We start from the raw sequence: 26,467 nt of genomic DNA, 5'->3' as shown, positions 1-26,467 counted from the left end.
GTCTAGCGGGCAGTAAAATCCCATTAATTGAAGTTTCACTTTATATGCTGGTTTCCAATTTTCTTTGGAAAACGTACAAACTTCCTCTCATACAAATAGAAAGTGAGCTATAAAAAGAAGTGAGTGAGGGATTCTATGAGTAAAATGGAAGATTACATCAAGGAAGTTACAAAATGGAACAAAGAGCTAAGAGATTTTTTAGACTCGGAGGATGTTGAACAAAACAATGAACTATGGCAAAGGCTGGACCATTTTACCGAAATTATGGATGGAGTAAACGGCCCCCTCGATATAGAAGCCCTGGAAAAGCTGCAGGAACACGTGGATACTCTTCATTCCGATATGGAGAATTATTTTACTAATAGACAGCAGCTTGGAAATATCTATATCAATGAACCGTACATCCCTGCTGGTAAGCATTTTTTGCCTCCGCTCCCTTATGATTACAGTGCATTGGAACCGCATATCTCTGGTGAAATTATGAGACTGCATCATGATAAGCATCATCAATCTTATGTGGATGGATTGAATAAAGCAGAGGTGATGCTTCAAAATGCGAGAGACAATAATGACTACAGTCTCGTAAAACACTGGTCCCGTGAACTCGCCTTTCATGGGTCGGGCCATTATTTGCATACGATATTCTGGAATAATATGAGCCCTGAGGGCGGAGGAAAACCTTCTGGGGCACTCCTCAAAGAAATTAACAAATACTTTGGGAGCTTTGAGAGGTTCAAAAGCCATTTCACTGAAGCAGCCAAACAGGTAGAAGGCGTAGGCTGGGCAATCCTGGTCTGGTCGCCAAGAGCACGCAGACTCGAAATACTTCAGTCGGAAAGACATATGCTTTTAACCCAGTGGGATACGATACCATTGCTGGTTTTAGATGTATGGGAACATGCTTATTATCTGCAATATAAAAATAATCGCGGAGATTATGTGAAAAATTGGTGGAATGTTGTCAACTGGAAGGATGTAGAAGACAGGTATTTAAAAGCATCTGAGTTAAAATGGAAGCCATTCTAAATGGAGCAGAAATAAGTAGGAGGGGAGTACCAAGAGTATTCCCTTCATTTTTGATGGACGAGCCTTCTCCAAAGCCGCCAGACAAGTAAACTTAATAGTCATATCACTACTTGTCCTGCATAAACTTGTACAAATAAATGAAAAACATGGAACTCCTCCCTGCGGGGAGATCCTGTATTTCGCTCAATTTGACATTCCACAAAGGAGACGGGGTTTTGTGCAATGAAATGGTTTAGAAGGCTGATGGCCATGGTTTTGGCCACCGCGTTGATTATGATGAATATTTCTCAGAAGGCAGAAGCGTCTGTTTCAGTAAGTGCCCGGAGTGCCATATTAATGGAGCAGGATTCTGGCCGAATCCTTTACCAGAAAGATGCAAATGAAGTGAGGAGAATAGCAAGCATTACAAAAATCATGACTGCAATTCTGGCTATAGAGTCCGGGAAAATGGGCGACATGGTTAAAGTTAGTGATCGTGCTGTCAGAGCGGAAGGCTCCTCGATTTATCTAAAGGCAGGAGAAAAAATTAAGCTTGAAGATCTGGTCTATGGACTCATGCTTCGTTCAGGCAATGACTCTGCTGTTGCAATCGCAGAGCATGTTGGCGGAAGTCTTGAAGGATTCGGCTTTTTAATGAATAAGAAGGCGGAAGAGATTGGCATGAAGAACACACATTTCGCAAATCCTCATGGTCTGGATGATCATGAAAATCATTATTCGACCGCGTATGATATGGCTTTGCTGACCAGGTATGCAATGAATAATGAGACCTACCAAAAGATTGCTGGTACAAAGGTGCACAGAGCGCCAAACCCGAATGAAAGCTGGGACAGGGTGTGGAAAAATAAAAATAGGCTCCTTACTGAATTATATGAGTATTGCACCGGGGGAAAAACAGGATATACCAAAAGGGCAAAGAGAACCCTTGTTACCACAGCATCCAAAGGCAGCCTAAATCTGATTGCAGTAACCTTAAACGGACCCGATGACTGGAATGACCATATTAATATGTATGAGACCGCTTTTAAAACCTATGATATTGTGGAAGTCTTGCCCGAGGGAATTATAGAAGATATTGATGAAGAGTATTATAAAGGCAAAGTTTATTTAAAGCATTCCTACCACTACCCTGTTTTAAAAGAGGAAAAAGACAAGTTTAAGATTAATATAAAGCTGCAGAAACCTGAAACAGAATGGGAAGACAGCCGAAAAATGCCTGAAGTCATAGGACAGGCAACAGTGTATTTTGAAGATAAGCCTGTTAGAAAACTTCCTTTATATTACAGGCATGATAAAGCAAAAGAAGATAAATCGCTTTTAGAATACTTTAAGGGCCTTTTTACCTCCATTGCGGGAGTGAAGATCAATGGTTAACATCATTTGGGTGATGCTTACCGCTATAGGCATTGTCTTTGCCATGATAAACGGCACCATGAGCGAAGTGAACGAAGCCATTTTCAATGGTGCAAAAGAAGCGGTCACGTTATGCATCGGTCTAATCAGCATACTCGTTTTTTGGCTGGGAATGATGAGAATCGCAGAGGATGCCGGATTGCTGAAAAAACTTGCTTCCTTATTCAGGCCTGTTGTGAAAAGGCTTTTTCCAGAGGTGCCCGGTGATCACCCGGCGATGGGATATATTCTGTCAAACATGATGGCCAATATGTTCGGTCTTGGAAACGCAGCTACCCCGCTTGGCATAAAAGCTATGGAAGAGCTGAAACAATTGAATGGGGGCAAAAATGAAGCGAGCCGCTCTATGATTACCTTTTTAGCCATCAATACATCAAGTCTTACTTTAATCCCTACAACCGTGATTGCAATACGGATGAATTATAATTCCGCCTCGCCGACCGATATTGTAGGTCCCACTTTAGTGGCTACATTCTGCTCAACATTGGCCGCAATAATGATTGATCGTTATTTCTATTACCGAAGAACGCGTAAAGGATGAGGTTAGGATGGAGATTGTGTCAGCTGTTTCCCTTTGGTTAATTCCTATTTTAATAGGCTTTATATTAATATATGGAACTTTTAAGAAAGTTCCTACCTATGAAAGTTTTACTGAAGGCGGAAAAGAAGGCATAAAAATTGCTGTATCCATCATTCCGTTTCTTGTCGGCATGCTTGTAGCCATATCGGTCTTCAGGGCTTCCGGCGCTCTGGAGTATTTTATGGATCTGATCAGGCCTGGACTAAATGCCATTGGAGTACCTCCTGATATCGTACCCCTTGCTATCATTCGCCCTATTTCTGGAACTGCAGCGCTGGGAATGACCAGTGACTTAATTGCAGTCCATGGGCCCGACTCGTTCATAGGCAGACTTGCCTCAGTGCTTCAGGGCAGTACAGATACAACTTTTTATGTACTGACGGTCTACTTTGGGGCGGTAGGAATCAAAAAAATGGGAGATGCCCTCAAAGTCGGACTCTTAGCCGACTTGGCAGGCATCATTGCCTCCATAGTGATCGTGACAATTGTTTTTGGAAATATGTAAAACAGAATGGAAAATAAAAGGCATTTTAAATAGGGGCTTAACGACGATTCAGGTTACTGCTATTTAGCTGCAATCGAAGTTTAATCACTGAGCTGATTGGAGCGGAGAGCACTTGATCCTCGAAATGCATACGCATTCTTCGTACGGTGTATTCACAGAAGCAAATTCAATATCCAGCGGAGGAGGCTTTCGTTCATCCCTGCGGGTTCGCTGAGTGCCCGCAGCGGAAATCAACGGACATCAGTTTAAAAACAAAACATTCTATTAAAAAAAGGTACCTAATTAGGTGTCTTTTTTTATTTTTATCTAAATTCCAACATTCAGTAATTACAGACTATTTCTGATGCAAGCTGTTTTAACTATGGTTTGCTTTGAAAACTTGACGAATTATGTCATAATTCAGTAGGAGTGAAAAAGTATGAAATACTGTTAATAAAACTTTGAGGTGACATATATGGAAAGATTGCAGAAGGTTATTGCCCATGCTGGGTTTGCTTCGAGAAGAAAAGCGGAAGAGCTAATGGCTGAAGGCCGTGTAAAGGTTAATGGAAAAACAGTGAAGGAGCTGGGAGTTAAGGTCTCTCCTTCAGATCGGATTGAAGTGGATGGAATTCCAGTTGAGAGAGAGGAGCCCGTTTATTTCCTTCTCTATAAGCCAAGAGGCGTAATTTCTGCCGTTTCGGATGATAAAGGCAGAAAAGTCGTCACGGATTTCTTTATGGGAATCAAACAAAGAATTTACCCTGTTGGAAGACTGGATTACGATACATCCGGAATTCTCATTCTTACCAATGACGGGGAGTTTGCAAATCTTTTAATGCACCCAAGCAATGAGATTGAAAAAGTCTACGTTGCCAAGGTCAAAGGCATCCCTTCGAAAGAAAGCATGAGAAGCCTTCAAAGAGGTGTGGTCCTCGAAGATGGAAAAACAGCGCCTGCGAAAACCAAACTTTTATCAATGGATAAGAAAAAACAGACAGCCATAGTGGAAATCAGCATCCATGAAGGACGCAATCGCCAGGTTAGAAGGATGTTTGAAGCCATTGGCCATCCCGTTCTGAAACTGAAGAGGGAGAGATACGGCTATCTTACTTTGCAGGGTTTGTCAGCGGGAGATGCGAGAGAACTTACGGCCCATGAAGTTAAACAGCTGCGGGCACTTGCTATGAAGAAGAAATAATGAGGTGAGCACAAAAAATTCATAGAAGTGTCACAGTTACGATAATTTGTTAACAATATAGGTATGATGAAAAATGCTATAATAGTAAACAGCTATGAGGCTCAATTCATTTTCCATATGTTACATATTAACTTGTTCAAGGTACGATTTTTATCTGAAAAGGATGCCTTAGGAGGGAAGTTTTTTATGAAGAAGCAGCGTCTGGTAATGAGAACAATCATATTGCTTGTCCTTGGTGCTGCCGTGGCATATACGCTATACGCTAATTTTACGAAAGACAAGATTCAAAAGGTTGCCGTAGGAGAAAAGGCACCTGATTTCGTTTTGACAGACATGGATGGAAATAAACACCGGTTATCAGATTATGAAGGGCAGGGTGTTTTCCTGAACTTTTGGGGGACATGGTGCAAGCCCTGTGAGAAAGAAATGCCATATATGAACAACCAATACAAGCAATTTAAAGATGAGGGTGTTCAGGTTTTGGCTGTCAATGTAGGAGAAACAGATTTGGCAGTAAATAAATTTTCTGAGCGTTACGATTTATCGTTCCCGATTGTCATTGATAAGAATACCCAGGTCCAATCAGCTTACGGGATTAATCCTCTTCCTGCAACTTTCCTTATCGATAAAGACGGGAAGGTAGTCAAGTATATTACAGGAGAGATGACTGAAGATACGATCAAGAACTATATGGAACAGATTAAACCATAAGTTACGGGGAGTTTTATATATGAAAGAAGTAAAATGCGACTGCGGCCATGTAAACCCCATCGGTACGATTTTATGTGAGTCATGCGGCAAGGTATTGGAAGAAAAAGAAAAAGATAAGAAACTTCTGGATATGCGGTATGAAGGAAGTGCACGCCGTTCGCAAACCTATAACAAAACGATAATTGATAAAATCTGGAATTTCTTTTCATCTGTAAAGGTTGGAGTCTGGCTGATTGTCATAACGCTGATTGCTTCTGCCCTTGGAACAATTCTGCCTCAGGAAATGTATATTCCGCCGATCATGCCTGCTGAAGAATATTACGAAGATCAATATGGCTGGATAGGTAAATTATACTATGATTTAGGGTTTCATAACCTTTACAGCTCATGGTGGTATTTGATTTTGATTGCCTCAATCGGCATATCGCTTGTGATATGCAGTCTGGATAGGGTTATTCCTTTGTACAGGGCTCTAAAAAAACAGAGGGTAAGCCGTCATGAAAGCTATCTCCAGCGCCAGCGGGTTTTTGGGGTTTCACAGCCAGAAGCCACTGATCAGGCATTTACTATGGCAAAAGAAAAGTTAAAATCCAAAAAATACAGCATCAGAGAAGAGAATGGAAACATCCTTGCCGAGAAGGGACGTTTTTCAAGGTGGGGCCCATACGTTAACCATGTAGGGCTTATCATATTTTTAATCGGCGGAATGCTGCGTTTTGTACCAGGCATGTACGTTGACAAAATACTTTGGATCCGGGAAGGCGAGACAAAGGTCATTCCTGAAACCAATGGAGAATACTACCTTAAAAATGATGGCTTCATCCTTGAAATGTACGATAAAGAGAAAGATAAAGAAGTGTTTGAAGAAGCGATTGATAAAGCAGGGATGGTAGCAAAGAATTATCAGTCCAATGTAACTCTTTATAAAAAACAGGGAGATACAGTTGCGGGGGAAGAGGCTGATCTCGAGAAAGTTAAGGACTTTGAAATTAAGGTAAATAAACCTCTGAAGTTTGAAAAATTTGCATTATACCAAGTAGATTATAAGCTTAATGAGCTTAACAAAATGTCCTTTGCCCTGACAAATAAAAAAACGGGTGAAGAATATGGTGATTTAACAGTCGACCTGAACGATCCTCAGGATGTATATGATCTTGGAAATGGCTATAAAGCTGAAGTTGTCAGTTATTTTCCCGATTTTGAATTTGATGAAAATGGGGAGCCGATAACAAAGTCCAGAGTTCCTAATAATCCTGCCTTCGTTTTCAAAATGTTTACTCCGGATAAGCCGGATGGCGAAATTAGTTTCGTTGCAATCAGACAGACAATTGAACCTTTTGGTGATAATGAATATAAGATGGCATTTAAAGGCATAGATACTAAAAATGTATCGGCTCTGACTGTCCGAAAAGATTTGACCCTATGGATTATCGCTTTGGGCGGTGTTATTTTCATGATAGGTGTTGCACAGGGGTCTTATTGGAACCATCGAAGAATCTGGCTTCGCCGTGTCAATGGAGAAGTATGGGTAGCCGGACACACTAACAAAAACTGGCATGGACTTAAAAGGGAAATAGAGGCAGCATTGGACGGAACCGGAATTAAGGTACCGGAAGACCAGCTGCAAAATCAAAGTGAAAAGAAAGGCTAAGGAGGAATCTGAGTGGTTACAATAAGCAGCAATTTACTATACACAGCTTTTATCCTCTATTTAATTGCTACTGTCTTTTTTGCTGGCTCCATAAAGGATAAGAAAAATACAAACAAAGGGCCAAACAAGTGGGCGGCAATCGGATTATGGATTACCATTATCGGGTTTGGAGCACAGTTGGGCTACTTTATTACAAGATGGATTGCAGCCGGGCATGCGCCTGTCAGCAATTTATTTGAATTTACAACATTCTTTGGAATGTCGCTTGTAGGTGCTTTTATAGTGATTTACTTAATTTATAAAACACCTATCTTAGGAGTCTTTACGCTTCCTGTTGCTGTGCTAATGATCGCTTATGCAAGTATGTTTCCGCGTGAAGTTTCACCACTGATCCCGGCTTTGCAGAGTGATTGGCTTCATATTCACGTTACAACTGCAGCAGTTGGACAGGCTATATTAGCTGTAAGCTTTGCTGCAGGAATTATCTATTTGGTTAAATCAGTCGATCAGTCTAAGCAAAGCAAACAGAGATTCTGGCTAGAAGCCGTTATGTTTGGCTTAGTTTGTACGCTTGGCTTTATTATTATAAGCTCAAGCTTTTCAGTTTCCGGCTACAAGGCAGAATTTAACTGGGTTGATAAGAACGGACAGGAAGATGTCCTTGAGTATCATATGCCTGCTTTAACTGGTCCTAACGAAGCAAAGCTGATTACGGAAGGGAAATTTGAACCGCTGGCGGAAATGCCTGCAATTATTAATGCAAAAAAATTAAATACAGTTATATGGTCATTGGCTTCAGGTATCATTCTATATCTTGCTTTAAGATTGATTCTCCGAAAAAGAGTTGGAGCTGCACTTCAGCCGCTTGCAAAAAATATTAATCTGGATTTGGTTGATGAGATCGGCTACCGTTCTGTATTAATCGGATTTCCGGTATTTACGCTCGGAGCGTTGATATTTGCCATGATATGGGCACAAATAGCCTGGACTCGTTTCTGGGGATGGGATCCAAAGGAAGTATGGGCACTTATTACCTTTCTTTTTTATGCTGCCTATCTTCACCTTCGCCTTTCAAAGGGCTGGCATGGTGAAAAGTCTGCGTGGCTTGCAGTAATCGGCTTTATCATTATCATGTTTAACCTGGTTGCGGTAAACCTGGTCATTGCAGGATTGCACTCCTACGCCGGATCATAACGAACACATACAAGCCTTCACTTCACAGCAGTGAAGGCTTTAATTAAAGCTATAATTCTTTCTATGGTTTTCTGCTCTAAATATACTATGTTTCACCAACGTCCTACGGGAGTAGCGCACCAGGAATGACCCCGCAGGCGCAGAACGTCAAAGGGGCTCCCGGCAGCCCTGTGGGTTTGCTGAGCTGCAGCGGAGAATTCTTTAGCTATAATAAATTTTGAGAAGAGCCATTTCTATTGAACGTTAGGGGGATTGGAAAAATGGAAAACCAAGTAAAAATTTTACTAGTGGATGATGAAGAAAGAATCCGCCGTTTATTAAAGATGTACCTTGAGCGTGAAAATTATTCGATTGATGAAGCGGAAAATGGAAACCAGGCTTTGTCAAAAGCTCTGGCAAATGATTACGATGTCATCCTTTTGGATTTAATGATGCCAGGCAAAGACGGCATTGAAGTCTGCAGAGAGCTGAGAGAGAAAAAAGCTACTCCTGTGATCATGCTGACAGCCAAAGGGGAAGAAGTTAACCGCGTACAGGGGTTTGAAGTGGGCACAGATGATTACATTGTAAAGCCCTTCAGCCCAAGGGAAGTAGTACTGAGAGTGAAGGCATTATTGCGCAGGTCTTCTAAAACTACCTACCTTCAAACAGAAACAACAGCAAAAGATGTAATTGTTTTTCCTCATCTAACGATCGATAATGATGCTCACAAAGTGTTGGCTGATGGGAAAGAAGTCAGTTTAACGCCAAAGGAATATGAACTTCTCTATTTCCTGGCAAAGGCACCGGAAAAGGTTTTTGACAGGGAACAGCTGCTTAAGGAAGTTTGGCACTATGAATTTTTCGGAGATTTAAGAACAGTTGATACACATGTGAAGCGCTTGCGTGAAAAATTAAATAAAGTTTCTGAGCAGGCTGCCAGAATGATTGTCACTGTTTGGGGAGTGGGCTACAAGTTCGAGGTTATTAATGAATGATGCTCTTTCGGAGTGTTGCAGGTAAACTATGGGGCACAATTCTTTTATTAGTTTCCTTTGTACTGCTGATTTTAACAGTCATGCTGCTTGAGTTTTTTGAAAATTACCATATAAATGAAACAGAAAAAGGATTATCGAATACGGCCCATAAAATAACCAGAATTTTAAAAGAGCATAATCGTGAAGTCGGTTTGGAGATTTCCTGGGAACTTGTCGACGATGTAACAAAAGTAGTCATTATTAATTCGCCGAAAGAGTACTACTATTCTCCAAATCATACAGGTTCATTAAAACTCCCCATCTCTTACCTCACCGAGGAAGATGATTTAAAAGAAGTCCTAACGGAAGGTAAGACTGTAAAAAAAGTAACATCCGTTAACCCTGAGTATACAGATGTAGCCGCAGATGATGACAGCAATATTCTTATAATTGGGGTCCCTCTCGAAGGTGACAGCAGCAATGGGGCCGTCTTTATTTATCAATCCATTGAAGTTATGCATGAAACACTGCGTTCTACGACTAAGTTTATTTTGCTGGCTGCAGGAGTTGCCATTATTTTAACAACCATCTTTGCATTTTTCTTATCTACAAGAATTAATGCTCCGCTCAGAAAAATGAAAGAAGCTGCCTTTGAGGTAGCAAGAGGAAAATTCGATACAAAGGTTCCGATTCTGACTAATGATGAAGTTGGCGAATTAGCCATGGCTTTTAATCAGATGGGCAGACAGCTGAAATTCAATATGAATGCTCTAAGCCAGGAAAAGGAACAGCTGGCAAGCATTCTAAGCGGGATGGCTGATGGGGTAATCACCTTCAACCGCGATGGCACGATCCTCATCACAAATCCTCCTGCAGAGCGGTTTTTGCAAAGCTGGTTTTATGAACTGGATGACATTGAGAATAATACAGAGGAAGTGCCATCCAAAGTCATGGAGCTTTTCCAGCTTGCTGTAAATACCGAGAAAGAGCAGATTGGCGAAATCTCTATACAAGGACGTTCCTGGGTGATAATCGTCAGCCCTCTTTATAATAATAAATATATAAGAGGAGCGGTTGCGGTTATCAGGGACATGACGGAAGAGCGTAAGCTTGATAAGCTCCGGAACGATTTTATAGCGAATGTTTCTCATGAATTAAGGACGCCGATTTCTATGATGCAGGGGTATAGTGAAGCGATTGTCGATGATATTGCCGGAACGGACGAAGAGAAAAAAGAGATGGCAAGTGTCATTTATGATGAGTCTCTAAGAATGGGCCGGCTTGTGAATGAATTGCTGGATCTTGCCAGAATGGAAGCCGGACATATTCAGCTGACAATGGAAGAAACTGAAGTGAATTCCTATCTGCAAAGAATTATCAGGAAGTTTCAGGGGCTGGCAAAAGAGAAGGAAATTAGTCTGGAACATGATCTGCAAAGCAAGGGTGTCCCTATTCAAATTGATCCGGACAGAATTGAACAGGTCATGACTAATCTGATTGATAATGCCATCCGGCATACCCCTCACAATGGTGAGGTAAAAGTGCTCGAAAGAAGTGATGAACGGGGACTGTTTATAGAAGTGAAAGATTCTGGCTCAGGGATTCCCGAAGAGGACCTGCCATTTGTATTTGAACGCTTTTACAAAGCGGACAAAGCAAGAACGAGGGGCCGATCTGGAACTGGCCTTGGCCTTGCAATTGCAAAAAATATAATTGAAGCTCATAAAGGCCATATTACCGTTCAAAGCAAGACCGGACACGGTACGACATTTTCAATCTTTATCCCTCGAAATGAAGGATAAAGACGAGAAATGTGGCGATTGTTCTTGATACACGGGAAACAATTTATTATAGGCTTAGGGAAGGAGATGCATAATGTTTCCTTCCCTTTTTTTTTGAAATATAGTTCTAAGCAATGGGCCGGGCGTTTTTGATGGCAGGGAGTAATCCCTCACCCAAACAGCCTCTTGCGCTTTTCTGCAAAATAATAATATAGTTAAACTGTAACTTTTTTTAAAGAGAGAACGACTATTTTATTGAACGGGGAGGGGAATCCATGGACTCCGTTTTTGATGAACTTTATAAAAAATACCATCAGGACGTTTTTCAATTTCTTTTTTATATGGTCAAAAACAAGGAACTGGCTGAGGATTTAGTCCAGGAAGTCTATATAAGAGTATTAAAATCATATGAAAAGTTTGAAGGGAAAAGCAGCGAAAAAACATGGCTCTTTTCAATTGCGCGGAATGTTGCCATAGATTCTTTTCGCAAGCAAAAGGGCTGGAAGCAAAGGATTATGGAGAAATTTGACTGGTCAACTCAGGAGGTAAAGGATGTTCTGCCCTTGCCGGAAGAAATTGCCGTGCAAAGAGAAGAAATTCAGCTGATCTATCGCTGTCTGGATTTATGCACCATTGACCAGAGGCTTGTCATAATTATGAGATATATACATGAACTCAGCATTAATGAAACAGCTGATTCACTTGGCTGGACCGAAAGCAAGGTTAAAACAACCCAGCATCGTGCTTTAAAGGTGCTTAAAAAACATATGGAAGATTTTAAGGTAAAGGAGGGAATGGATAATGAAGGAATCAAAGTGGAGCGATGAGCAGCTTCAGGAATTGCTGAACCAGCTGCCTAAAATTAAAGATGATCGTGATCCGAGAGACATTTATCAAGCTATCGAAATTAAGATGGGAAAGCAAAAAAACAGAACATGGATCCTGCCATCTATTGCAGCGGCTGCTGCCTTGCTCCTGCTTTTTATTCTCGTCCCAAACCTTATGAGCTGGCAGGAGTCTGCCGATAAGCAGGTCGAATTGAAAGCGGACCGATCAACCTCATCTGAACAAATAGCAAGTGAAAATAACACTATTCTGGAAGCGAAAGAGGAAGACTCCGAATTAATTGCTCAAGATAAAGGCTCAGAAGAACAGGACCAGGCACAGCTGTTTACTGAGCCGGAAGCGGAAATAAATGATGAGATAAGCAAGAAGACAGTTGAGTCAGAATCAAGTCCTACTGCCGTTTATGAAGAAGATTTGGCAGGGAAAGAGGTACTGACTTATGCGATTCCAGATAAGGCAGCACAAAATATTGTACCCGTCAGTGTTTTAGTTGATGAAAATCCTGCCAGGACGAAATTTGAATTATTTGAAGACACGATGAGCAGGCTAACCGAAGATAAATGGGGTTTAGAGGATTACTATCCTCTGAAAGCAAATTTCACCTATGATCAGGGAAATAAGATGTTAACTGTCGATATGCCAGCGGATCATCCATATAGCATGTCTTCCACGACAGAAATACTATTAGAGAAGGTCTTGTCCAATATAATGAATAATCTTGATATAGAAAAGATTAACTTCATGACTGAAGGGGAAATCGGCATTGAATTTAGCCATTACGGATATAGGAAGGAATTTATCCCGGAAAATAGCAATGGTAACTTAATTTATTATTTCTTATATCCAAATGGCGCAGATTCAACACCATTCCTGGTCCCGCTAAGAGAAGAGCTCAATTCTATAAAAGATGCTCTACTAGCCATGAAGAAAAACCGGACTGAAAATAATTTACAGGCATCCATACCGGAAGACATTGATTTTGAAACAGAAGAAATACAGGATGGCAAACTCTTAATCCGTTTTAATAATGAATCAGAAATAATTAATGATGAATCAACACTTCATGCGATTGAAGCAATACTTCTGACGGCAAAAGACTTTGATTTTGACACGGTTAAATTGGAAAATGCAGATGTTGATAAAATCGGCAAGTTTGACCTTACTGAAGAATTAAAGGTACCAATAGCAGCTAATAAACGAGATTTGCCAAATTAGGGAGGCGGCCATATGGCTGTCTTTTTTTATGGAAAAAATCCCTCAGGTCTGCATAAAAACTATACTGCTGGAAGTATACTAATAACTGTGCTTTTAAGAGCTTTATTGTTAATTGTTCTAAAAGAGTACAAGCTGTCATAGGGTGGAAGAGAGTGCGGTCAATGACCAGGCATTCGTACAGATATTTCAGCTTACAACATAGGAGGAAAAGAATGAAGGATTACATAAGGCGTTTCTTTATCGCAGGAATAATGGCTCTTTGTGTGAGTCTGTTATTTCTGGGTGGGAAGCATTCTAAAGCTGCCGAGCCAATAATTCCGGAACTGACAGAGCTTTGGGTATGGCCTGCAGATGGTGTAATTACAGACACGTTTGGGACAAGAGAAGGACAGCATAAAGGCATCGATATAGCTGGAGATTCCGGGTCTCCAGTTTATGCTGTTGACGCAGGAATTGTGTCCAGGTCTTATCATTCCCAAACATATGGAAATGTGATATTCATTAAACATAACAACCAAACTGAAACAGTATACGCCCATCTGGATAAACGCTTTTCTTCTGAAGGCGAAAAAGTTGTGCAGGGACAGAAAATCGGACTGATGGGAAGCACGGGTGACTCCTCAGGAGTGCATCTCCATTTTGAAATACATACGCAGGCATGGACAGCTGATAAAATAAATGCAATTGATCCCTCTGTTGCATTTGGGACGGGAGAAGTTGGACAAGCTGTAATTGCAGTGATGAAAGATGAAAATGCGCGTGAAGTTTCAGCACCGCCGTCTAATCTTGAGTCAGGGAAAATAAAAAATGATTCCGTGGAAACTTACCATATAGTTAAAACAGGGGAAACATTATGGTCTATTGCTGCACACTATAATTTGCGGGCCGGGGATATTGCGGATTTAAATAATATTAATCCTGATCACATTATTTCAGGTCAAAAGCTATTGATAAAACCCGAGAACTCTATAGAATACACTGTTAAACAGGGAGATACTCTAACTTCTATAGCAAAAATGCATGATACAACTGCAGAAACAATCAAAGACTTAAATAATGCTGATTCAGATACTATAAAAATTGGACAAATTCTAATCATTCGCAAAAAATAGAATAGAAATGATTGCACCGCTTTACTCCCTTAAAGTATAATGGGTAAAAAACTGGGGGAGTTAAGAAATGCTTACAGACTATCATAATCATCTCGAAAATGGCACGTTAAGCCTGGATTATTTAAAAAAATTCACAGATGCGGCAGCCCGGAAAGGGATTGAATCTTTTGGAATCTCAGAGCATGCCTATCATTTCTATCAGACAGCAGACATCCTGCAGAATCCATGGGTAAACGAAAGGCGTTTTTATGATATGAAAGACTATGTGAATGTTTTTCATGAAGCTTGGAGCAATGACATAGATGTGAAGATGTCAATTGAAATGGACTACACGCCCGGCAAACACGATGAAATGGCGAAGTTTATCAATAGTTATTCTTTTGACTATGTTATCGGATCCATTCATTGGGTTGGAGATTTCGGCATAGACCTGGCTGAATTTAGGAAAGAATGGGATAAACGGGATCTATACGAAGTATATCGAAAGTACTTTGATCAGGTAGTCACTCTGGCACAGTCAAATTTATTCGATATTGTTGGCCATTTAGACCTCGTGAAAATTTTTAAGTATGTTCCCCGGGACGAAGAATTTTTGCTGGAGCAATATGATCGTGCAGCCAACGCGCTGGCAGAATCCAAGACATGTGTTGAAATCAGTACAGCTGGTCTGCGAAAACCAGTGGGGGAACTATACCCGGACAAACGACTTCTTCAGAAATGCTATGAAAAAAATATCCCGATTGTTCTATCGTCTGATGCGCACTTTCCTGAACATGTAGGTGCAGATTTTGAAAAAGCAATTGATCTTGCAAGAGAAGTGGGGTATCAGTCCATCATGACTTTCTCAAAAGGAGAAAGAAAAGAATTTCCGCTTGGATAAAATAAAAAAGATGGCATATCGCCGTCTTTTTTTGTTATATCAATAAAAATCTGTAAAGGTTCTTGGATAGAAAGATTCTCTAAACCTGACAGGTAAACATATCCCTTCACAGAATAACTTTTTTTCAGTATAATTAATCTGTATAAATAAATACGGTCTATCTTCGGGGCAGGGTGAAATTCCCGACCGGCGGTGATGGGTTATTCTTGACTCTAAGCCCGCGAGCCTGAAAGCAGAGTTTTTAAATTAAAAGCTTTGCGGTTAATTTGGGCAGGATTTGGTGCGATTCCAAAGCCGACAGTACAGTCTGGATGGGAGAAGATGGAGGTTCTGCAAACGTTCAAAAATGCAGGTTTTGAACGTTATTAAGCATGCCTTTGCAACTCTCCCTCAAGCTATATTAGCTTGAGGGTTATTTATTGCAAAGATATTTGCTTAGCTGAACCTTTCTTCTTTAGGAGAGATAGTCCTAAAAAGGAGAGAGGAACTTGAAAAAACTTAATATCAAAACTATGGTTGCCATCGGAATGCTAAGCAGCATCTCTTACGTATTAATGCTGCTCAATTTTCCAATCCCGCCGTTTCCGCAATTTCTGATGATTGACTTCAGCGATATTCCTGCATTAATCGCAGCGTTAATCTTTGGTCCAGCAGCAGGGATTTTAGTGGAACTTATTAAGAATATTCTTGATTACTTCATGACAGGGAGTGCAACAGGAGTACCTGTAGGACATATTGCAAACTTTGCCGCTGGCATCTTGTTCGTCCTGCCAACTTATTATGTGTACAGTAAGCTGAAAACAAAAAAAGGCATGACGTTTGGACTTGTAATCGGCACAATGGTTATGGCTGTCATAATGAGTGTACTTAATTACCTTGTAATTCTGCCGGCATATACATTCTTTCTTAATTTCCCTGCAATGTCAGCACCTGAAATGAGAACAATGATTGTGACAGGGATCTTGCCATTCAATATTATAAAAGGTGTAATCATTTCTTTTGTTTTCATGCTTATTTTTACACGCATGAGAACTTGGGTGGAGAAGCAGGCTGTTATAAAAAGCGCAGCTTAATAATATATAAGTTTAAAGCAGCGGCAAATGTGCCGCTGCTTTTTCTGTTCACTCCAAGCATGCTTGTTAAATGTAAATATAAAAAACTCCCTTTCATGATGAAAGGGAGCAGCAGCTTAACATAGGGTAAAGTATGGTTGAAGGATTATTCGTATTTAAGCGGATCGCCATCAAAAGCATCATCAGCTACTTTGATTGAATCGGTTGGGCAGCCTTCAAATGCATCCATCATATCATCAACTAATACATCAGGAATTTCAACGATACCCTGGTTATCATCAAGGGTAACGAAAGCGATGCCTTCATCATCATAATCATAAATGTCCGGTGCAGCTGCGCCGCAAGCTCCACATGCAATACATGTTTCTTTGTCAACAATTGTATACTTTGCCATGAAAAAAACCTCCCAAGATTTAAACAATTAATCGTCCATCAAGATGATGGTAACACATTCCTCACATCTATTGTAAAACTGAATGTTCAACTTTTCAATAGAAAATGTATTGAGAATGCTTATCACACAAGGGTTTAGGCATAATTTGCCCTGTGGAAAAATAATTAAAACGGCCTGCAGATTTCTTTCATGATAAAATGGAAGAAGGACAACAAGCTTATTAAAACAAGAAAAAAATCTTTGGCCGTTAGGTGAAAAAAATGGAAAGATCTTATTTGAAAACTGTAATCATGTACTGTGTTAAAGAGTTACAGGGACAAAGAACTATATATTCTATTTTACATTTGCTCAATGGGAAAAAATCTTCCCAAACCATTCAAGATGCTCATTTATTTCAGCTAACCCCGCTTTTTAGAACATTTGGAAGTTTAAGCCGGGATGTTCTGGATCAACTTGCACAAGAACTTGTAAGCAGCTGCTTGATGGCTCCAACTGATGAAAAGCATTTCATTTTGACTTCAGAGGGTCAGGAAGAGCTGGGAAGGTCTCTTTTAGAATGTCCAATACCGTCTTCATTAAACGGATGGCTGTATCATAGTGCAGGCGACCTGTTTTGGGAGAGGATTACTCTTTTAATTCAGGTTATATCACATTTAAATAATAACAATGTAAAATACCTTCCGATTCAAAGAAAAAGAGATGTTCATGAATGGCTGAAATATTTTTTGAGAACATCTGGATTCGCCCGCAATGAAGTAGGAGTTGTGCTAAACAGGGAACTTTGCCAGTGCCTTGAAAGACTAAGTGATATTAATCCTGCTGTACTGACATTGAGGCTGACAGGCTATAACCGTATTGGCCTTACTGCTGTTCAGACTTCAGAACAGCTGGGAATCAGTCATGATTATTATCACCATCAGTTCCTTGGAGCCATTCATCATATCCTTGCAAGCGTAAAAGAAAATCCTGCCGAATATCCGCTTATCGATAAATTAGTGAGCGGGACAGGAAATGAAGTTCAGTTAACGTTGTCTGCCCAAAAAACATACACACTTCTAAAACAGGGACTGAACTTGGATGTTATAGCAAAAACGAGAAATTTGAAAAAAAGCACAATTGAGGATCATGTTGTGGAGATAGCGTTAAATGACAGCGGCTTTAATATCACAAGTTATGTTTCAGAAAAGAAGCAGAAATTGATTCTTCAAGCAGCGAACAGTGCTGATTCATTGCAATTAAAGCAAATACGTCAAATGGTGCCGGAATCCGATTATTTTGAAATCAGATTAGTCATGGCAAAGCTTGGAGAGGGACAATGAGATTAGAAGCGGTATTGCAGAGCAAATTTGGATATCCTGCCTTCAGGCCTGGACAAAAGGAGATCATAGAATCTGTGCTTTCAGGGAGGAATACTGTTGCCATGCTGCCTACAGGAACTGGTAAATCCCTTTGTTATCAGCTGCCGGGATATGTGATTGAAGGTCAGGTGATTATTATATCTCCTTTGCTGTCCCTGATGCAGGATCAGGCTGAACAGCTTATGATGAATGGAGAAAAAAAGGTGATTGCATTCAATTCCTTTTTAACCAGCGCAGAAAAGAAACAGGCATTGATTCATCTGAATCAATATAAGTTTATCTTTATTTCACCAGAAATGCTTTATTATGAGTCATTACTATCACAGTTGAAAAAATTGCGCATTGCTTTATTTGTTGTGGATGAAGCTCATTGTATTTCCCAATGGGGATATGATTTCAGGCCCGATTATTTAAAGCTGGGGGAAGTCAGAAAAATTATAGGGAACCCGGTTACACTGGCATTAACTGCTACAGCTACCTCTGAAGTTAAAGGCGATATAAAAAAATCACTTGGCATACTGGATGATTGCAGTGAATTTATATACTCCGTTGACCGTCCTAATATTGCATTATCTGTAGAAAGGTTAGACAATTTCCGTGAAAAAACAGAGAGGCTTGTGGAGCTTGCTGAAATCCTTAAGGGGCCAGGAATTATTTATTTTTCCAGCAAAAAAAAGGCGGAACAATCAGCTGAGCTGCTTAGGGACAAAGGAGCAAAAAGAGTGATGGCTTACCATGGGGGAATGGACCAGGAAAGCCGTATCCTTGTGCAGCAGCAATTTATTCATGGACAGCTCGATCTTATTTGTGCTACAAGCGCCTTTGGCATGGGGATTAATAAAGATAATATCAGGTATGTAATACACTTTCATATGCCTCTTCAAATTGAATCCTATTTGCAGGAAATTGGCCGGGCAGGGAGAGATGGGAAGCAAAGTATAGCCATTATGCTCTATTCACCGGGTGATGAGCAGCTTCCCATACAGCTTGCAGAAAGTGAATTGCCTGACAAAGCACAAATTGATTGGATTATGGAATGGGTAGAAGTAAACCCAAATGCGATCCCGAATATCGGTCTATTTGAAGAGCAAATTAAGCAGCGTTCGGGTTTGACCGATGTTCAGTGGAGAATTTTTAATGATTTTTTTGATAGGAAAAGCAAATCTGGACTCGATTACAGAAGGATTCTGCAGGATATGAAGGGGTATTATGAAGGCAGGATCAAATTAAAAAGGGATAGCATTGAGGAAGTATATAAGTGGATCCACAAGAAGACATGTCGGAGAGAGAATATACTTTCCTACTTTGATGAGGGAAAAAATGCCTCAGTCCCATCCTGCTGCGATATTTGCGGTTTACAATTGGGAAATTTCACAAGAAATACAAATTCAGATAATCAGGAAAGCCCGCTGTATGATTGGAAAAATCATCTGGAATACCTCCTGATTCCAAGTGAGTGAACCAAAATGAGGAAAAGATACGCGGACATCATTAAGGAATTGACGGACAAGGAACTATTATTCCATCTTTATCTTACTCAGGTGCTTATTTTATCCATTTCTTTGATTCTGAGTATAATATTTTTTAATAGTTTTGAGGAGTTCCAAGCTCTTTTTGAATTCAATGATATAAACATTCTTGTAATTGGAGCGACAGTAGGAACGGCAGTTGTCCTGATTGATATCGTCTTAATGAAGGTTATTCCTGAAGTGTTATATGATGATGGAGGATTAAATGAGAAAATCTTCCAGAGACGCGGTTTTATTCAAATTGCTTTTATTGCTGCTGTGGTTGCGTTTAGTGAAGAACTTCTATTCAGGGGAGTCATTCAGACCCATTTCGGCCTTGCCGTTTCCAGCCTTATTTTTGCGCTTGTTCATTATCGATATCTTTTTAATTGGTTTTTGTTTGTAAATATTATTACATTAAGCTTTTTAATAGGTTATATTTATCATATAACCAATAATTTGCTTGTTACGATTGTTATGCATTTTCTGATTGACTTTCTTCTTGGTATTCTTATTCGAAAACGCTACCTGAAAAAAACTAAAAGGAAAGCGGAAGAGGAGAATGCATTTAACGATCATTAACAGCAGCACCCAAATATACTTCTTATGATTTTTTTATTACAGGAAGGGATGAAACATGAATAAAGAAGACCCATATAGAGATCAAGCTGAAAGACTCCGTAAGAAGATCGAGCGAAAACAGGAAACGGATTACAGCGGGCAAAAATCCGCTTTGCCGCCACGGAGCCGTGTTCATCATGAAAAAAGAAAAAAGAGTAAATGGAAGGTTAAATACCCTGTTATTCGCTTGCTTGCTTTATTTTTTATCCTTCTGCCCATCACCATTTTCAGTATATATCAATATGTAAGTAGTGATAAAAGCATCAATGCCGGGTTAAATGCAGAAATTGAAGAAACCGGTTCTGAAACGGTCGTTTTTGCCACAAATGATGAAGGTAAAGGGACAACTATAGAAGTAAGAGAAGAGCCGGAATCCGAGGAACCTGCAAAACCTGAAAAAGCTGAGGGCGTTCAGGAAAAAGAAGATGCCAAAGTCCAGCAGGAAAAACAGGCCCCTCAAACGACTGATACAGAAGATAAAGGATCTGAACCCAATTCCAATAAGCAAGCCCAGCAAACCGCTCCAGAAAGTACAGACTCTTCCAAAACTGCCGGGACACAGGAACAGGAAGAATTAAAAACGGAAGGCAAAGTTGTTTACCATACCGTCAAACCAAAGGAAACAATCTTTAGAATTGCCATGACCTATTATAAATCCCAATCAGGAATTGAAAAAATAAAGCAAGCCAACAATTTGCCGTCGAATGAAATACAAACTGGCCAGGTATTAAAGATTCCGCTTGAGCAATAGAAGGAGCGGAAACAGATGAGGCTGCGCTCTCTCTTTCTTAGTCATATAATAATGTACAAGCTCATACATTATTGAGAAAGGGAGGGAGACTTTTGGAATCGCCGATTAGAATGCTTGACGATCGTACAGATCAGGCTACAAGGAAAATGCTTGAGAAAGTGGTAGAGAGAAAGCAAAAATTTAATCGATTCAAGTCATGGCATTTAATTGCCATGTGGGCAACTGTTTTTATTTCTTTTTTATTCTTTTTTTATATTTACAAAAGTGTCATGCAGCCCTACTCTTACTCGTTTGCTTCCATGTTTTCGGCTTTTGTCAGTAAGTCATCTAATTTTTATTTGCTCGTTTTTACGGTAGGCCTATACGGGCTTATGAATCTTCTGAGGGAAAAAAGAGAAAAAGCGGAAAAAGAATTTCATGCTCTAAGGTGTGAAATAATAGATAAGAGCAAAGACCTATGGAAAAAAGAAGATGAATGGAAAAACCGCCATACCGTTTTCGAAATGATGAAAAAAAATTATGATATAAATCTTTATCATGAGAATAAATGACACCACAGTAAATGGAAAAAGAAGCAGCCCTCTGCTTCTTTTTTGTTAAGTATCATTTTAAAAGAATTTCTTCTTATCCCGTTCTTCCTTAAGAATTTCCACGGCTTCTCTAAAGCGCTGGGAATGAATAATCTCTCTTTCTCTTAAAAACCGGAGTCCGTCATTTAAATCCGTGTCATCACTCATATTTATGATCCACTGATAGGTTGCTCTGGCTTTCTCTTCTGCTGCGATATCTTCGTATAAATCTGCAATTGGGTCCCCCTTTGCCTGGATATAAGTAGCTGTCCAAGGGACACCTGCAGCATTATGGTAAAACAGTGCGTTATCATGGTTAGCATAATGGTCACCGAGACCGGCGGCTTTCATTTGATCAGGTGTAGCGTCCTTCGTTAATTTGTATACCATTGTTGCAATCATTTCCAGGTGGGCAAACTCCTCTGTTCCAATATCTGTAAGGAGCCCGATTACCTTATCAGGTATAGAATAGCGCTGGTTCAAATATCTTAGGGCAGCAGCAAGTTCGCCGTCAGCCCCCCCATATTGTTCAATTAGAAACTTTGCCAGTTTGGGGTTGCATGTGCTTACCCTTACTGGATATTGCAGCTTCTTTTCATAAACCCACATTCTTTCTCAGCCCCTTTCAAATGTCCGGATATATTCCTATTTAGCGCCTTCATACAAGAAGGCGCCGGGAAAAAAGTTTATACTTGCCATGGCCACGGGGCATCATCCCAATTCCAAGGCTGACCGGAATAGCTGTGTCCAAATTGCATTAATGGACCATACTTGCTCTCAATGGCATTTCTCAGTTTTTTTCGTTCCTTTGCATAGTGATTGAATTGCTTAATGGCTTCAGTATCTTTGTTATGAGTGTCAAGGTATAGAGTAAGTTCAACAAGGACAAAATCCACAGCCTGGAGCTGTTCAAGAAGCTGATAGTAATCTGCCGGCAATTGTTTCATGGCTATTGTCCCTCCCTGGCTTTTTCATAGGGACTGTACCATGGATCATAGAAAGCCTTCCAAAGCGTTCCTGCTCTTAAAGCCTCCATTGGTGTAAATTGTTCAAGTCCTGGCGGCTGAAATCCCATATATAGATTTGGAGGAGTGGAATAAGTTTTGACCTTTATAGGAGTGCAAGGGTCAAACGGACTTATATAAGGATGCCAGGTTTTACGGAGTGTATTCATCATAATCCCTCCTTTTTATGCGTCATTGAAACTTATGAAAAGTGCAGTGTTTTTATGATTGTTTACTCTAATAAAAAGAAGGGAAAGTTCAGGTGATGGCGAAATTAAATGTTAGGTCTAATTAATATTACTCTGAGGTGATGGCAATGTTTGTGAAAAGTATCATGATCCCCAAACATACCTGTTATACAATCGGACAGGATGCACCATTGAAAGAAGCTCTGGCTCTGCTGGAGGACCATCAGATTGACGGGATTCCTGTATTGGATGGCGACCAATATGCCGGCATAATTACGAGATATGGAATATATGAAAACTTCTTTTTGTCAGGTAAATCAAAGGAAGATTTCCTGGAAGGAACACTTGTCAAGGATATTGCGATTCATCAGGAGCAATATTTAAAAGGAAATGAGATTTTTGAAAAAACGCTTTTGGATTTAAAGGATTTCCCTTTACTTGCAGTTTTGGGCGATAATCGTAAATTTCTGGGCATTGTTACACGCTTTGATGTTCTCGCTCAATTCCAATCGGCCTTCGGAACCAATAAATCCGGTGTCAGGATTGCGTTTACTTCTGTAGAAGCGGAAGGGCGAATTGCACGTTTAGCCGAAATCGCCCATTATTTCCATGAACACATCATCTCCCTTGTTACCTTTGATGAAACAGACAAACTGGTCCGCCGCATTGTGATGAAGGTTGAAAAAAATAATAATATGGATAAGTTCATCAGCCGGCTAGAAAAATCCGGTTTCCGTGTTCTGGACATAACTGAGGATTAATGTAAATATAGTCAACAAAATAAATCCTTCTCATACACTTTGTATGGGAGGGATTTATCTTGTTTTTTATTTTGCTGAAGCTATTTACAGGGTTTATTAGCGGCATATTATTTATTAAATTTTTTCCGGTGTCTATTCCAATGGGCATCTCGGATATGATTGTCATTTTTGTACTGGAGCCGGCTGGCTTCGTCATGGGAATGACTTTTTTCCTTATCTCCTTTATAGCCAACGCAGAGATCATCAGAAGTATCATCGAGTGGACTGCCAGGCTTTTAAAAAATATGAGGTCATTAAAACATATTGATGCTTTATTTGGGCCTTTGCTGAGTTTATTGCTTATTGGAGGCTTTTTTGTTTTGTTAGTCCTTTCGCCATGGGAAGCATTTGCCCTTTTCTGTTTTTCAGTAATTTATGGTATTATTTCTTTAGATTTCAAGAAAATCAATCTTGCCGAAGACTGATTGAAGGCAATTGATGGCAGGAGGATTTATGATATACCTAATAGCTTTGGCCCTAATTGGCGGTGCATGTTTACTAATGTATATGCTTAGGGAGGCATTTGCAGATAGAATTGTATATAAAGAGCTTTCTTTTCCTGAATTTCCGGAAAGCTTCGGTGAAGTAAAGCTTTTTTTTATTTCGGATATTCATAAGAGGACGGTGTCAGAAACGATAATCGGGGAGATTAAAGAAAAGAAGCCTGACCTGGTCATCATCGGCGGCGATCTCTTGGAAAAAGGAGTCCCTTTTGAAAGAGTAAAGAAAAACCTTATGGGTTTAAAGAAATGCGGGCCCGTCTATTTCGTTTGGGGGAATAATGACTATGAAGCGGATTACCACCAGCTCGATGCTCTGCTTCTAGAATGTGGAGTGAAAATTCTAGATAATACTGCCCTTTCATTTGAATCAATTGAAGGAGAACGTTTTATTTTGATGGGAACGGATGATCTCAGCAAGGACAGGGATCGGCTCGACCTGGCACTTAAGGATGCGGGTTCAGGAGGGTTTCGGGTGCTGGTAAGCCATGATCCAAGAATCATTAACAGTATAACAAAAGAACAAAATATTCACCTGGTCTTAAGCGGCCACACCCATGGCGGGCAAATTCGTATTTTCGGGTTTGGTCCTTATGAGAAGGGTCGGATAAAAGCGCTGCCGCAAACAACCATTCTGATCAGCAACGGCTATGGTACGACCGGTGTGCCATTGCGGCTCGGGGCAAAGCCGGAAACTCATTTCATTACTCTTAATAAAAGCTGAAAATAAAATACACCCAGATTTTACAGTTCCAACGGCGGTTTTTTATAATTAGTAATGAATGGAGGGCTGGGTATGGCAACTGAAGAAGGAAAATATAATATTAAGGCTGTATCTAAGATGCTCGGCATTCAGCCAGGAACGTTAAGAGCATGGGAGAGACGGTATCAAATTGTTGCTCCAAAGAGAAATGAATCTGGCCACAGGCTATATACAGAGGAACATATCAAAGTGTTAAAATGGCTGATCAGGAAAGTGGATCAGGGTTTTTCCATAAGCCAGGCTGTTTCCCTTCTGGAAAATAAGGAACTGAATGCCGAGCCGCTTCAGATGAATAAGGAAGGTGATCGGTCTGGTGCCCTCACCAATGAGCTGCTTGAAGCTCTTCTTCAGTTTAATGAAACAAAAGCACATGATTTAATTAATCAGGCTTTCAGTTTTTATACAATAGATAAAGTCCTTATTGATATATTAGGCTCTCTTCTTGTGAAAATCGGACATCAATGGGAAGAGGGGAAAATAACAAGTGCCCATGAGCATTTTGCCTCTTCCATATTAAGATCCAGAATTGGGATGATTCTGCATTCTTTTCCCCATAACGGAGTCCTGCCAAAGGTGATAGCAGTCTGCGGACCAGGTGAAGCTCACGAATTAGGGCTTTTAATTTTTACTTTATTTCTGCGCAGAAGGGGATTTGAAGTCGTTTACCTTGGGACAAGCATCGCTGAGGAAGATATCGATACTGTGATTGAGATTGTTAAACCTAAATTTGTATTTTTATCCTGTACGATGAAGTCCAACGTACCAGAAACCCTTAAACTGTCAGAGAGACTTGCAGAAACTTATGGAAAATTGAATGTAGGCATTGGGGGATTCGGCATTGATACCCTTAGTAATGAAGATAAGACGAAGTATGAACAGTTTATTCCCGGCAGTTCCACAAATGAATGGGAAGAATGGATTAGAGAACGGCTCCAATAACATAAGATCTGGCGGTAAATTGCCGGGTCTTTTCTTTTTAACCATACAAATTAAGACGACTCACAAACTTCGCAATGTTTCATACACTAAATCAAAGAGTTGGTTCAGGGCAGGGGGCTTATTATGCGCTTAGAACGTTTGAATTATAATAAAATCAAAATCTTTCTCACATTAGATGATTTAAATGATAGAGGACTGACTAAGGAAGATGTCTGGAAGGATTCACTTAAATGGCATCAGCTTTTTCATGAGATGCTGGAAGAAGCAAGTGAAGAATTCGGTGTAGACATTCAAGGTTCAGTTGCTGTGGAGATATTCTCCATGCAGGCTCAAGGAATGGTTATGATCGTTACAATGGAGGAGCAGATGGATGATGAAGAGCTCCTTGAGGATGGTTTTATTGAAATGCAAGTAACTGTTGAGGGCAGTGAAGATATATTATTCGAGTTCCAGGATTTTGAAGATGTAATTCAAATGGCTAAAGAGCTGAATCGTGTGCAGATTGAGGAGGGAAGCCTATATTGTTATAAAGAGAAGTATTATTATCATGTTATTGACATAGCGGGAGAAGACATTCCCAGAGTAATTGCCATATTAGCCGAGTACGGTGATTCAGCCTTTACCAGCATATATATAATTCAGGAATATGGGAAAGCACTTATCGAGTCTAAAGCAGTAAAAGAGCTGGTGAAATACTTTTCATAAGATTGAAAAGGGGGAAATCCTCTTTTTTTTTTGAACAAAAGAAACCTCGTTTTTGCAGGTTTCCACAGAGATTAGCAGGGAGGATGAGTGCAGGGAAATGCAGTGATTTGGATTAAATGGTCATGAACTATATAAAAATTGGGTAAAACAAGTATAGTCAATTGTCTGCAATAATAGCATAAAAATGGAAAAGTTTTTAAATAAACAGTAAAGAGGGAAATGGGATGTTTCTTTTAGGCTAAAC

29 protein-coding genes and 1 riboswitch are annotated in these 26,467 nt (G+C 40.0%); of the genes, 25 read left to right on the top strand and 4 right to left on the bottom strand.

Going from position 1 to position 26,467, the window contains the following annotated elements; all coding sequences use genetic code 11:
* The first annotated feature begins 135 nt into the window (after positions 1–135).
* The 15 genes from ACR42H_RS19720 (at position 136) to ACR42H_RS19650 (ending at position 16,123) form a co-directional block, all read left to right on the top strand.
* Positions 136–1,026, top strand: a complete 891-nt coding sequence (locus tag ACR42H_RS19720; protein WP_113884478.1) for a superoxide dismutase — start codon at positions 136–138, stop codon at positions 1,024–1,026.
* 222 nt (positions 1,027–1,248) lie between these two features.
* Entirely contained in the window at positions 1,249–2,400 is a 1,152-nt protein-coding gene (locus tag ACR42H_RS19715; RefSeq protein WP_436372750.1) for a D-alanyl-D-alanine carboxypeptidase family protein, read from the top strand.
* Entirely contained in the window at positions 2,393–2,980 is a 588-nt protein-coding gene (locus ACR42H_RS19710) for a nucleoside recognition domain-containing protein (RefSeq protein WP_113884480.1), read from the top strand. Before ACR42H_RS19715 ends, ACR42H_RS19710 begins: the two co-directional genes overlap by 8 nt.
* A 7-nt stretch (positions 2,981–2,987) precedes the next feature.
* Positions 2,988–3,524, top strand: coding sequence for a spore maturation protein (locus tag ACR42H_RS19705; protein WP_113884481.1), 537 nt, complete (start codon positions 2,988–2,990; stop codon positions 3,522–3,524).
* Positions 3,525–3,978: 454 nt separating this feature from the next.
* The gene (gene rluB / locus ACR42H_RS19700) at positions 3,979–4,704 is read left to right on the top strand and encodes a 23S rRNA pseudouridine(2605) synthase RluB (RefSeq protein ID WP_113884482.1); all 726 of its coding nucleotides are present in this window, start codon (positions 3,979–3,981) and stop codon (positions 4,702–4,704) included.
* Between the two features lie 186 nt (positions 4,705–4,890).
* Complete coding sequence (resA, locus tag ACR42H_RS19695) at positions 4,891–5,415, top strand: thiol-disulfide oxidoreductase ResA (RefSeq protein WP_113884483.1); 525 nt, start codon at positions 4,891–4,893, stop codon at positions 5,413–5,415.
* Between the two features lie 19 nt (positions 5,416–5,434).
* Positions 5,435–7,066 (top strand): cytochrome c biogenesis protein ResB, encoded by a 1,632-nt coding sequence (gene resB, locus ACR42H_RS19690; protein ID WP_113884484.1) that lies wholly within the window; start codon positions 5,435–5,437, stop codon positions 7,064–7,066.
* A gap of 12 nt (positions 7,067–7,078) precedes the next feature.
* Positions 7,079–8,260, top strand: coding sequence for a c-type cytochrome biogenesis protein CcsB (ccsB, locus tag ACR42H_RS19685; protein ID WP_436372746.1), 1,182 nt, complete (start codon positions 7,079–7,081; stop codon positions 8,258–8,260).
* Between the two features lie 260 nt (positions 8,261–8,520).
* Entirely contained in the window at positions 8,521–9,237 is a 717-nt protein-coding gene (locus tag ACR42H_RS19680; protein WP_113884486.1) for a response regulator transcription factor, read from the top strand.
* The gene (locus ACR42H_RS19675; protein ID WP_113884487.1) at positions 9,234–11,018 is read left to right on the top strand and encodes an ATP-binding protein; all 1,785 of its coding nucleotides are present in this window, start codon (positions 9,234–9,236) and stop codon (positions 11,016–11,018) included. The genes ACR42H_RS19680 and ACR42H_RS19675 overlap by 4 nt, the downstream gene beginning before the upstream one ends.
* Before the next feature lie 254 nt (positions 11,019–11,272).
* Complete coding sequence (gene sigX, locus ACR42H_RS19670) at positions 11,273–11,824, top strand: RNA polymerase sigma factor SigX (protein ID WP_113884488.1); 552 nt, start codon at positions 11,273–11,275, stop codon at positions 11,822–11,824.
* Complete coding sequence (locus ACR42H_RS19665; protein ID WP_436372742.1) at positions 11,799–13,058, top strand: hypothetical protein; 1,260 nt, start codon at positions 11,799–11,801, stop codon at positions 13,056–13,058. The genes sigX and ACR42H_RS19665 overlap by 26 nt, the downstream gene beginning before the upstream one ends.
* 212 nt (positions 13,059–13,270) lie before the next feature.
* Positions 13,271–14,170 (top strand): LysM peptidoglycan-binding domain-containing protein, encoded by a 900-nt coding sequence (locus ACR42H_RS19660; RefSeq protein WP_436372740.1) that lies wholly within the window; start codon positions 13,271–13,273, stop codon positions 14,168–14,170.
* A gap of 67 nt (positions 14,171–14,237) precedes the next feature.
* Positions 14,238–15,050: a histidinol-phosphatase gene (locus tag ACR42H_RS19655; protein WP_113884491.1), complete on the top strand. Its 813-nt coding sequence runs from the start codon at positions 14,238–14,240 to the stop codon at positions 15,048–15,050.
* Between the two features lie 155 nt (positions 15,051–15,205).
* Positions 15,206–15,377: riboswitch (FMN riboswitch) on the top strand.
* Between the two features lie 161 nt (positions 15,378–15,538).
* Positions 15,539–16,123 (top strand): ECF transporter S component, encoded by a 585-nt coding sequence (locus tag ACR42H_RS19650; protein ID WP_113884492.1) that lies wholly within the window; start codon positions 15,539–15,541, stop codon positions 16,121–16,123.
* Between the two features lie 145 nt (positions 16,124–16,268).
* Here ACR42H_RS19650 and ACR42H_RS19645 read toward each other — a convergent pair whose 3' ends face one another.
* On the bottom strand, positions 16,269–16,517 hold the full coding sequence (locus tag ACR42H_RS19645) for a ferredoxin (protein WP_009332793.1): 249 nt from the start codon (positions 16,515–16,517) through the stop codon (positions 16,269–16,271).
* Between the two features lie 260 nt (positions 16,518–16,777).
* On the opposite strand from ACR42H_RS19645, the gene ACR42H_RS19640 reads away from it, so the two are divergent.
* The 5 genes from ACR42H_RS19640 to ACR42H_RS19620 all read left to right on the top strand — a co-directional run bounded on the left by ACR42H_RS19640 (position 16,778) and on the right by ACR42H_RS19620 (position 21,306).
* Entirely contained in the window at positions 16,778–17,836 is a 1,059-nt protein-coding gene (locus ACR42H_RS19640; RefSeq protein WP_436372737.1) for a helix-turn-helix domain-containing protein, read from the top strand.
* A complete protein-coding gene (locus ACR42H_RS19635) occupies positions 17,833–19,335 on the top strand; it encodes a RecQ family ATP-dependent DNA helicase (RefSeq protein WP_436372734.1) in 1,503 nt (500 codons plus the stop codon). The genes ACR42H_RS19640 and ACR42H_RS19635 overlap by 4 nt, the downstream gene beginning before the upstream one ends.
* Positions 19,336–19,341: 6 nt before the next feature.
* Complete coding sequence (locus ACR42H_RS19630; RefSeq protein WP_436372732.1) at positions 19,342–19,965, top strand: CPBP family intramembrane glutamic endopeptidase; 624 nt, start codon at positions 19,342–19,344, stop codon at positions 19,963–19,965.
* Positions 19,966–20,020: 55 nt separating this feature from the next.
* The gene (locus tag ACR42H_RS19625; RefSeq protein WP_113884496.1) at positions 20,021–20,755 is read left to right on the top strand and encodes a LysM peptidoglycan-binding domain-containing protein; all 735 of its coding nucleotides are present in this window, start codon (positions 20,021–20,023) and stop codon (positions 20,753–20,755) included.
* 92 nt (positions 20,756–20,847) lie between these two features.
* Positions 20,848–21,306, top strand: a complete 459-nt coding sequence (locus ACR42H_RS19620; RefSeq protein ID WP_113884497.1) for a YpbF family protein — start codon at positions 20,848–20,850, stop codon at positions 21,304–21,306.
* Between the two features lie 57 nt (positions 21,307–21,363).
* Here ACR42H_RS19620 and ACR42H_RS19615 read toward each other — a convergent pair whose 3' ends face one another.
* The 3 genes from ACR42H_RS19615 to ACR42H_RS19605 all read right to left on the bottom strand — a co-directional run bounded on the left by ACR42H_RS19615 (position 21,364) and on the right by ACR42H_RS19605 (position 22,498).
* Positions 21,364–21,933, bottom strand: coding sequence for a manganese catalase family protein (locus tag ACR42H_RS19615; RefSeq protein WP_113884498.1), 570 nt, complete (start codon positions 21,931–21,933; stop codon positions 21,364–21,366).
* Positions 21,934–22,010: 77 nt separating this feature from the next.
* A complete protein-coding gene (locus ACR42H_RS19610) occupies positions 22,011–22,271 on the bottom strand; it encodes a spore coat protein CotJB (RefSeq protein ID WP_113884499.1) in 261 nt (86 codons plus the stop codon).
* 2 nt (positions 22,272–22,273) lie between these two features.
* A complete protein-coding gene (locus ACR42H_RS19605; protein ID WP_113884500.1) occupies positions 22,274–22,498 on the bottom strand; it encodes a spore coat associated protein CotJA in 225 nt (74 codons plus the stop codon).
* Between the two features lie 146 nt (positions 22,499–22,644).
* Between ACR42H_RS19605 and ACR42H_RS19600 the strand changes: the two genes are divergently transcribed.
* From ACR42H_RS19600 to ACR42H_RS19580, 5 genes are all read left to right on the top strand, one after another.
* Complete coding sequence (locus tag ACR42H_RS19600) at positions 22,645–23,277, top strand: CBS domain-containing protein (protein WP_436372728.1); 633 nt, start codon at positions 22,645–22,647, stop codon at positions 23,275–23,277.
* A gap of 59 nt (positions 23,278–23,336) precedes the next feature.
* Positions 23,337–23,741, top strand: a complete 405-nt coding sequence (locus ACR42H_RS19595) for a hypothetical protein (protein WP_113884502.1) — start codon at positions 23,337–23,339, stop codon at positions 23,739–23,741.
* 28 nt (positions 23,742–23,769) lie between these two features.
* Positions 23,770–24,540 (top strand): metallophosphoesterase, encoded by a 771-nt coding sequence (locus ACR42H_RS19590; protein ID WP_436372726.1) that lies wholly within the window; start codon positions 23,770–23,772, stop codon positions 24,538–24,540.
* Positions 24,541–24,612: 72 nt separating this feature from the next.
* Positions 24,613–25,518 carry a MerR family transcriptional regulator gene (locus ACR42H_RS19585; protein ID WP_436372724.1) on the top strand — a complete coding sequence of 302 codons (906 nt, stop codon included), beginning with the start codon at positions 24,613–24,615 and terminating at the stop codon, positions 25,516–25,518.
* 123 nt (positions 25,519–25,641) lie between these two features.
* On the top strand, positions 25,642–26,223 hold the full coding sequence (locus tag ACR42H_RS19580) for a genetic competence negative regulator (RefSeq protein ID WP_436372722.1): 582 nt from the start codon (positions 25,642–25,644) through the stop codon (positions 26,221–26,223).
* Positions 26,224–26,467: the final 244 nt, after the last annotated feature.

The organism is Cytobacillus sp. BC1816, from assembly GCF_051353635.1.
GTDB lineage: Bacteria > Bacillota > Bacilli > Bacillales > Cytobacillaceae > Cytobacillus > Cytobacillus oceanisediminis_C.
The sequence above is the reverse complement of the archived record's forward strand: the minus strand, read 5'-3'. Positions and strand labels throughout refer to the sequence as shown.

Coding starts and splice junctions, on each gene's coding strand:
- ACR42H_RS19720 (WP_113884478.1), top strand. CDS start 136: ATGAGTAAAATGGAAGATTACATCAAGGAAGTTACAAAATGGAACAAA.
- ACR42H_RS19715 (WP_436372750.1), top strand. CDS start 1,249: ATGAAATGGTTTAGAAGGCTGATGGCCATGGTTTTGGCCACCGCGTTG.
- ACR42H_RS19710 (WP_113884480.1), top strand. CDS start 2,393: ATGGTTAACATCATTTGGGTGATGCTTACCGCTATAGGCATTGTCTTT.
- ACR42H_RS19705 (WP_113884481.1), top strand. CDS start 2,988: ATGGAGATTGTGTCAGCTGTTTCCCTTTGGTTAATTCCTATTTTAATA.
- rluB (WP_113884482.1), top strand. CDS start 3,979: ATGGAAAGATTGCAGAAGGTTATTGCCCATGCTGGGTTTGCTTCGAGA.
- resA (WP_113884483.1), top strand. CDS start 4,891: ATGAAGAAGCAGCGTCTGGTAATGAGAACAATCATATTGCTTGTCCTT.
- resB (WP_113884484.1), top strand. CDS start 5,435: ATGAAAGAAGTAAAATGCGACTGCGGCCATGTAAACCCCATCGGTACG.
- ACR42H_RS19680 (WP_113884486.1), top strand. CDS start 8,521: ATGGAAAACCAAGTAAAAATTTTACTAGTGGATGATGAAGAAAGAATC.
- ACR42H_RS19675 (WP_113884487.1), top strand. CDS start 9,234: ATGATGCTCTTTCGGAGTGTTGCAGGTAAACTATGGGGCACAATTCTT.
- sigX (WP_113884488.1), top strand. CDS start 11,273: ATGGACTCCGTTTTTGATGAACTTTATAAAAAATACCATCAGGACGTT.
- ACR42H_RS19665 (WP_436372742.1), top strand. CDS start 11,799: ATGAAGGAATCAAAGTGGAGCGATGAGCAGCTTCAGGAATTGCTGAAC.
- ACR42H_RS19660 (WP_436372740.1), top strand. CDS start 13,271: ATGAAGGATTACATAAGGCGTTTCTTTATCGCAGGAATAATGGCTCTT.
- ACR42H_RS19655 (WP_113884491.1), top strand. CDS start 14,238: ATGCTTACAGACTATCATAATCATCTCGAAAATGGCACGTTAAGCCTG.
- ACR42H_RS19645 (WP_009332793.1), bottom strand. CDS start 16,517: ATGGCAAAGTATACAATTGTTGACAAAGAAACATGTATTGCATGTGGA.
- ACR42H_RS19640 (WP_436372737.1), top strand. CDS start 16,778: ATGGAAAGATCTTATTTGAAAACTGTAATCATGTACTGTGTTAAAGAG.
- ACR42H_RS19635 (WP_436372734.1), top strand. CDS start 17,833: ATGAGATTAGAAGCGGTATTGCAGAGCAAATTTGGATATCCTGCCTTC.
- ACR42H_RS19630 (WP_436372732.1), top strand. CDS start 19,342: ATGAGGAAAAGATACGCGGACATCATTAAGGAATTGACGGACAAGGAA.
- ACR42H_RS19625 (WP_113884496.1), top strand. CDS start 20,021: ATGAATAAAGAAGACCCATATAGAGATCAAGCTGAAAGACTCCGTAAG.
- ACR42H_RS19615 (WP_113884498.1), bottom strand. CDS start 21,933: ATGTGGGTTTATGAAAAGAAGCTGCAATATCCAGTAAGGGTAAGCACA.
- ACR42H_RS19610 (WP_113884499.1), bottom strand. CDS start 22,271: ATGAAACAATTGCCGGCAGATTACTATCAGCTTCTTGAACAGCTCCAG.
- ACR42H_RS19605 (WP_113884500.1), bottom strand. CDS start 22,498: ATGAATACACTCCGTAAAACCTGGCATCCTTATATAAGTCCGTTTGAC.
- ACR42H_RS19600 (WP_436372728.1), top strand. CDS start 22,645: ATGTTTGTGAAAAGTATCATGATCCCCAAACATACCTGTTATACAATC.
- ACR42H_RS19590 (WP_436372726.1), top strand. CDS start 23,770: ATGATATACCTAATAGCTTTGGCCCTAATTGGCGGTGCATGTTTACTA.
- ACR42H_RS19585 (WP_436372724.1), top strand. CDS start 24,613: ATGGCAACTGAAGAAGGAAAATATAATATTAAGGCTGTATCTAAGATG.
- ACR42H_RS19580 (WP_436372722.1), top strand. CDS start 25,642: ATGCGCTTAGAACGTTTGAATTATAATAAAATCAAAATCTTTCTCACA.